1 protein-coding gene is annotated in these 7690 nt (G+C 35.5%); it reads right to left on the reverse strand.

The window, feature by feature from the left end:
• Window positions 1-29: 29 nt before the first annotated feature.
• Window positions 30-6467 carry a glycosyltransferase gene (locus F6K22_RS24080; RefSeq protein ID WP_293103744.1) on the reverse strand — a complete coding sequence of 2146 codons (6438 nt, stop codon included), beginning with the start codon at window positions 6465-6467 and terminating at the stop codon, window positions 30-32.
• Window positions 6468-7690: the final 1223 nt, after the last annotated feature.

Here is a 7690-nt window from a genome sequence, read left to right on the forward strand (position 1 = left end):
CTTCAGACTTCAGTTATACAGAGCGATCGCTACACAACTACAGAATAATTATTCTGTTGAATATCAAAATTAAGATTGTAATATGGGTCTCCCATATCCATATCAATTTGCCATTGGTCTAACAGCAACATATAATCAACCACATTATAATTTCCCTCTCTATGTTTTTCTGATTCACGGTTAATTAAAACACTACGAGGAGTAAATAAAATTCGCTTACCTTTATTTCTCAACTTCAAACACAAATCAACATCCTGATAATCAGAGAAAAAATGTTCATTAAAACCACCCACCAACTCAAAATTTTCCCGACTCACCATCAAACAATCTCTAGTAACAGCAGACACCTCTCTTGCACAAACCAAAGAACCTGCATAACCATCATCATTAGTAGGAAAACCTCGCATCACATAATTAACTTTTCCCAATTTTCCTAACACAATACCTGCGTGTTCAACAGTTCCATTAGGGAAAACTAAAAATCCTCCGACAGCACCAATATCAGATTGTTCTGCATAATATAAAAGATGTCTTTGCCAATCTTCAACAGCAGGTTCTAAGTTAGTATTCAGAAAAACAAAATATTCACCTTGGGCAGTTTTAGCCGCCAAATTATAAGCACGAGAATAATTAAACTTACCCGATAAACTTAAAACCTTAACAGCAGGATTTTCGATGAAATTCTCTGTTCCATTACCACCAATTAAAATGACTTCATTTTTAGGATAAGTAGAAACAGACAAGAAATTTGCCAGCCATTGACCGAGACTTTCGGAAATATTAGGAGTAGCAATAATCAAACTAATCAAAGGGTAATTATTTCTTGGCAAAGGATTAATATTTACCCGATGTCTACCCAAACCAGGTTCGCCTTTTGCCGCCAAACCAATTCTTTCCAAATGAGCATTAACAGCAGCTTGTTGTACTACTTCAATACCAGCTTTAGCATCAGCATCTCCCGAAATACTTCCCTTAACTTGTCGCCAATGATAAAGATGCTTAGAAATATGAACAATTTTATTAGTTTGCTCGGAAACTCGTAACATAAACTCATAATCTTGTACCCCATCAAATTCAGTTTTAAAACCTCCAGCAACTAAAGCTATTTCTCGACGAACACATAATAAATGACCGACATACATAACACCACGAAAATATTCAGGCGACCAGTCAGGTTTAAAGAATGGGTGAATATAATTTAAGCCAGAAAAATCAATTTTATCTTCATCAGAATAAACCACATCAAATCCTGCCGCCAGTTTATCCAAACTATCTTCTAAAGCTGTCGGTGCGAGAGTATCATCATGGTCTAATAAACAAATATATTCTCCTGTAGCCATGTTTAGTGCTTTATTTGTCGCAGCACTAATACCGCCATTATCTTCTGAAAATAGCACTTTAATTCTTGATTCTTTTTCTGCTAAACCTGCAAGAACATTTCTAATTTCTGGTTGTTTCGAGCCATCATCAACAATACACCATTCCCAGTCAGGAATAGATTGGTTAAGAACACTTAGCACTGTTTCCACAAACCAATCTAAAGAAGAATTCCAAGTAGGAGTTAGGATACTCATAGAAGGTTGAGAAAAATCTCTTCTTCTTTCTTCCCTATTTATTTTTCCTTCTAGAGAAAAGTTAGAAAAATATCCTCTTCCTTCTTCCTTCTTCCTTCTTCCTTCCATTAAAATTACTGGATTAATAATTTCCCAGAACTTTTCAATCGTTACTCCCGATAAACCCAATAATTCCTGTTTTTGTTGTGTAGAAATTTGGTTTGCCAACTCCGACAAATTATTAACTTCTACCACTGGTTTAGTAGGAGTTTGGTTTGCCAACTCCGACAAATTATTAACTTCTACCACTGGTTTAGTAGGAGTTTGGTTTGCCAACTCCGACAAATTATTAACTTCTACCACTGGTTTAGTAGAACTTTTATCTCCCAACCCAGACAAATTATTAACTTCTACCACTGGTTTAGTAGAACTTTTATCTCCCAACCCAGACAAATTATTAACTTCTACCACTGGTTTAGTAGAACTTTTATCTCCCAACCCAGACAAATTATTAACTTCTACCACTGGTTTAGTAGAACTTTTATCTCCCCACTCAGGTAAAAGAGTATCTACTTCTATATGGTTAGTTAGAATTTTTTTTTTCGTAGGAGTTTGCTCTCCCAACCCAGACAAATTTGTATCTGGTTCGACAAGAAATAAACTTTTAGCTGAAGTATTCGTCTTTTTAGATTTGAATTTTTCCAAATCAGCTTGAATTTCTTGAATCTCTATTTGCGATTTTTCCAAATCAGCCATTATTTCTGTTAGTAAAGGAGAAATAGAAGAAGTAGCTGTAGAAATTATTTCCCCGGTAGTTTCCAATGGTAAATTTTCCGGCAAAATCTCTGAGCGATCGCTATCAACTTTTTCCAAAGACGACTCTAGAAAAACTGCTTTTTTATTCCCTATTTCTTTTTGCTTCTCAATATTAAATTCTGACTTCTCAGATTTGACTTCCTCTTTTTGACTTATCAATTCTGAATTCTCAATTCTCAATTCTAAATTCCTGCCTTTTTGCTTCTCAATATTAAATTCTGACTTTTCAGATTTGACTTCCTCTTTTTGACTTATCAATTCTGAATTCTCAATTCTCAATTCTAAATTCCTGCCTTCTTCCTTCTCAATAATCAACATATCTGGATAACTTTTACAACCCACTCTTCCACACCAAGAACCATAGAATTTTCCGACCACATCAAAACCAGAATTATTCACCCACTCCAACAATAAAGACTCCAGAAAACCCATACCTTTTTCTGGTGCATTCTTATCTTTAGTAAAACCTTCTTGAAGTCGATGAATAAGAGGTTGAGAACTTTTACCTTCAGAAATTAACTGTTCCGACTCATGGTTAATCAAGAAACAATTAAACAAGAGACGACCACCAGATTTTAAAACTCGATAAACCTCATCTAAATAATTACGAATCTCACTCCCACCCACCTGAGTAAACCTAGAACCAATAAAGACAAAATCAAAACTTTTATCATCGTAGAGAAATTGAAAATCTGAATCTATCTGCCGAAAATTGAAATGAGGTTTTTCAGTTGTAATATTTTCCTGCGCCCAAGATATTAACTCCTCCGAAAAATCCAACCCTTCATAACGCCCTGGAGACTGTAAATAATAAGAAAGACCATAAGCAATATTCCCAATTCCACAACCAATTTCTAAAACTTCAGCAGTTCGTTTAACACCTACCCTTTGGATAAAATCGCCCAAAAACTTAAAGCTTCTCCGAATAAAATTATTCGCTCCACCATCTATATATTTATCATCAGGAATAGACAGGGAAGGCTTAAATAATTGAAACAGAATATTTCCCTCTTGACCTTGAAATATTGGAGTTAGGGCAATCAGAGAATTTTGACAGTTTTGCAGTTCTGTTTGAGACAGAGAAATTTCCAGGCAAAACCTAGAATTTTCAGCATTATTAAGTTTAGGGCGAACCTTTGCCACATCTGAACTAGGTAAACCTAATTCTTGTGCAAAAGAAGTAAATTTTTGACCCCCAATAAAAACTTTAAAACCCTCTACAGAACCAAAATTATCCGAACCTACCCAACCAGATATGACTAATTTTTGATGAGAAATTTCTACCTTCTCTAAATAACCAAAACAATCAACCACTATCGAACTAATAGATTTGTCAATCCCAGAATATTGTTGATTTTCAACTTTCAGCTTTTGACTTTGACTAAGTGATTTACCTGCTGTTTTAATTGGTTCAATTGGTGTAATAAACTTTGGTTGTTCTGAAACTATGGGTGCTTCAGGAAAAGTAGCTTTTTGAGAATTATCTGAAGTCTTGGATAAAACCCCACCTTCACCATCCTTAAAGATAGGAGTTAAATCAATCTGAGAATTTGACAATTGTGAAACTTGTTCAGAATTAAAAGATATTTTGATATGGAACCTAGCATTATCAGAATTATTAAGATTGGAACGTAATTTTTTGACATCTGGACTAGGAATACCCGTATTCAGTTCAAAATCATCTATTTCCATAGCATCAAAAATAACCTTGAAATTTTCCAAATAACCCAAATTAGCATCAGCAACCCAACCTTTAATAGATAATTCATGTTTATTTATAAATTCCACTTGTTCCAGATATCCAGTTGCAGCAACAAGTTTAATTTCTGGCATTTGCTGCTGCGGAAATTGGTTTAGCATTTCTCGTTTAGTAGCGATCGCTTCTGGAGAAAAAAACAAGTTTTGCTTCATATTTTTGCGGAGCAATACTATATTTTGATTACCTCTAATTCCCCCCGGAAAATAATCAACTATTTCAAATAAATCAACCCACTTATTTCTGACATACTCTTCTGTCTGAAGCGTAATTCCATACCAATCTGGAAAGACATTTTTATATGCTGAAGATGGCATATATATTAATCCTACTTCTACTAATTTAGGTGCCAGTTCAATTGCTTCTTTAAGACTTCTGAGTCGGCGAGTTGTTACCAGTACAACACCCCCTGGTTTAGTAATTCTTTCCAATTCTTGCAACCATTTTAACTGCATTTCCTCATTAAGATGAGTAAATACTGAAATGAGATAAATAAAATCAAATTGATTATCTTCATAAGGCAAAGGTGGCAATGCTTGGTTAACATTAAACTCAGCAAATTTAATATTTTTTTGACACCATGATATAGCTTCAGTATCAATGTCTGTACCGTATAAGGAAGTAGAATTACTTTCTAAACCATTCCAAATAATCACCCGTCCACAACCACAACCAAAATCCAATACCGATTCAAACTCATCAAAACTCTTACCAACCTTCTGAAGTGCCGCCTTAATATCTCTACTTATTTGCCTACCTGCCTCCAAAAACTCACTAATTTCAGAATCTCCGTGAACCCTTTTTACCAAAGTTTTTGGTGGAAACAATATAGACTTTCCATCAGGCAAAATAACATGAGAATCAACATTATTCTCCCGATTAATAACTTTATAATCAACAATTTTATCACCTCCATCAACAGCAGGAATTACCTTAACCATCGGCAAACCCTTACGCCCCTGAAAAAAAGGAACTAAAGCCACAACAGAATCTTGAAACCGTTCAACTTGCATTTCATATAAAGGAACTACCAAACGAAAACGAGCAACTTCAGCACTGTCTAAATAAGGAAAAGCTTCTTTAACATCAGGACTTGAGAGACCAAAAATTTGTTCAAAATTTGTTAACTTCTGACCTGCCACAGTAACTTCAAAACCATCTACAAGACCAGAATCAAACGAAGCTACCCAACCAGATAAATATAACTGTTGATTCTTAATTTCTACTCCTTCCAAATTTCCTACAGTTGGCACAGTTTTGGGTTGCTCTAGAGGTAAAGTTCTCAAACTTAATTTTTTCCTAGGAGTTTTTCGTAAACTTAGAGCTGCTGCATAAAGTTCCATATCTTGACTATTAGCTGCTGCTAATTCATCCATTAATCTTTTATCTGATAAAACTTTCTTTTGAAACTCAACATATTCTGGATACGGATTTCTGTTTTGATAAATTACCTCATAATCAGACCACCCCAAAAGATTTTTCAGTTCCAGTAAATCCTCAGCAAAATATTCCGTAATTCCCACAAAATCAAAATAATCTAGAGACTTACCATTCACACAATAAGTCATCAAATTACTATTACCTTGAGCAAACTTTAACAAACCTCCCTGATTAAGATAGTCTTTCGTAGGATTAGATATGTGGCGAAAACAATAATCAGAAATTAATCTATGGATCGGCTCTCTTAACCATGTAATTCTCCGAGCATTAGGAAATAATTTGTCATACTTACCCGCACGAAAATGACCCTCAATAACTTTAGTCTGCCAATGAATACTAGCTGGCATATTATCTTCAAACATATTAGTTTTATCCGTCAGAACCCCTTGAGTTCCATAAACCTGTAATAAAACCTGTCTAAAAGCAGTTCCAGCAGCTTTTGGCACATGAACAGAAATCAAATCTATCTGCGGAGTAGTAGTTGGCAAATTATTTTCTTCTGATGTTTTTACTAAAGAAGATAAAGCAGGAGTAACAGCATTTAACAGAGGTTCTCCTGCACGATTTTCTACCAAAGGAATTAAAATAATCAGAGCATCCTTAAATTCTTGTTGCTGCTGTTTATTCATCGGCAACCGAATAATAAATCGAGCATTATTAGCAGCAGAAATATTTGGATGAGCTTTTTTTACCCCAGGACTAGGAAGACCTTGAGTTAATGCAAATCCTGTTAATTTTTTACTGCCAAATAAAACCTTAAAATTAGTTACAGGTTCAGACTCACAAGAGAGAACCCATCCACTTAAACAAACAGTTTCATTTTCGATTGCTACTTGGTCTAAAAATCCAGTAGTTGCTGCTAGTTTTTGAGGTTGTTGATCTGCTATTTCAACTTTTTCCATATTACTAAGATTCTGCTAAATTGTTTGTTACTAAATTATAATCTTGCAGAAGTATAGCGTTACACGCAACTCAAAAGTTAAAAGTAATCTCTAAGTGAGTTTTCGGTATAGAAGGAAATTTTCACTATTCATCTCCTTTCGTTTGGTGCTTCAGAAAATGAAACTATTATTGCTCTATACGCATGGGGTAGAAAATTTTCACTATTCATCTCCTTTCGTTTGGTGCTTCAGAAAATGAAATTATTATGACTCTATGGGTAATAGTCGGAAAATTTCACCATCCATCCACATCCGGCGTGTGCTTCAGAAAATGAAATTACCCCATGCGTATAGAGCAATAGTAGAAAATTTTCCCTACCCATCACCTCGTGTGCTTCAGAAAATGAAATTACCCCATGCGTATAGAGCAATAGTTGGAAAATTCCACTATTCACCTCCATCTCGCCGGCGCTTCAGAAAATGAAATTACCCCATGCGTATAGAGCAATAGTTGGAAAATTTTCCCTACCCATCACCTCGTGCGCTTCAGAAAATGAAATTACCCCATGCGTATAGAGCAATAGTCGGAAAATTCCACTATTCACCTCCATCTCGCCGGCGCTTCAGAAAATGAAATTACTATTGCTCTATAGGCAATAGTTGGAAAATTCCACTATTCACCTCCATCTCGCCGGCGCTTCAGAAAATGAAATTACTATTGCTCTATAGGCAATAGTTGGAAAATTCCACTATTCACCTCCATCTCGCAGGCGCTTGAGAAAATGAAATTACTATTGCTCTATACGCAATAGTCGGAAAATTCCACTACCCACCTACATCTCGCAGGCGCTTGAGAAAATGAAATTACTATTGCTCTATAGGTAATAGTTGGAAAATTCCACTACCCACCTACATCTCGCAGGCGCTTGAGAAAATGAAATTACTATTGCTCTATACGCAAATGATTTGATTATTGCTCTATACGCAATAGTCGGAAAATTCCACTACCCACCTCCATCTCGCAGGTGCTTGAGAAAATGAAATTACTATTGCTCTATACGCAATAGTCGGAAAATTCCACTACCCACCTCCATCTCGCAGGAGCTTCAGAAAATGAAATTACTATTGCTCTATAGGTAATAGTTGGAAAATTCCACTATTCACCTCCATCTCGCCGGCGCTTCAGAAAATGAAATTACCCCATGCGTATAGAGCAATAGTTGGAAAATTTTCCCTACCCATCA

The sequence above is a fragment of the Okeania sp. SIO2F4 genome (assembly GCF_010672385.1).
In the GTDB taxonomy this organism is placed as follows: domain Bacteria; phylum Cyanobacteriota; class Cyanobacteriia; order Cyanobacteriales; family Microcoleaceae; genus Trichodesmium.

Coding starts and splice junctions, on each gene's coding strand:
- F6K22_RS24080 (WP_293103744.1), bottom strand. CDS start 6,467: ATGGAAAAAGTTGAAATAGCAGATCAACAACCTCAAAAACTAGCAGCA.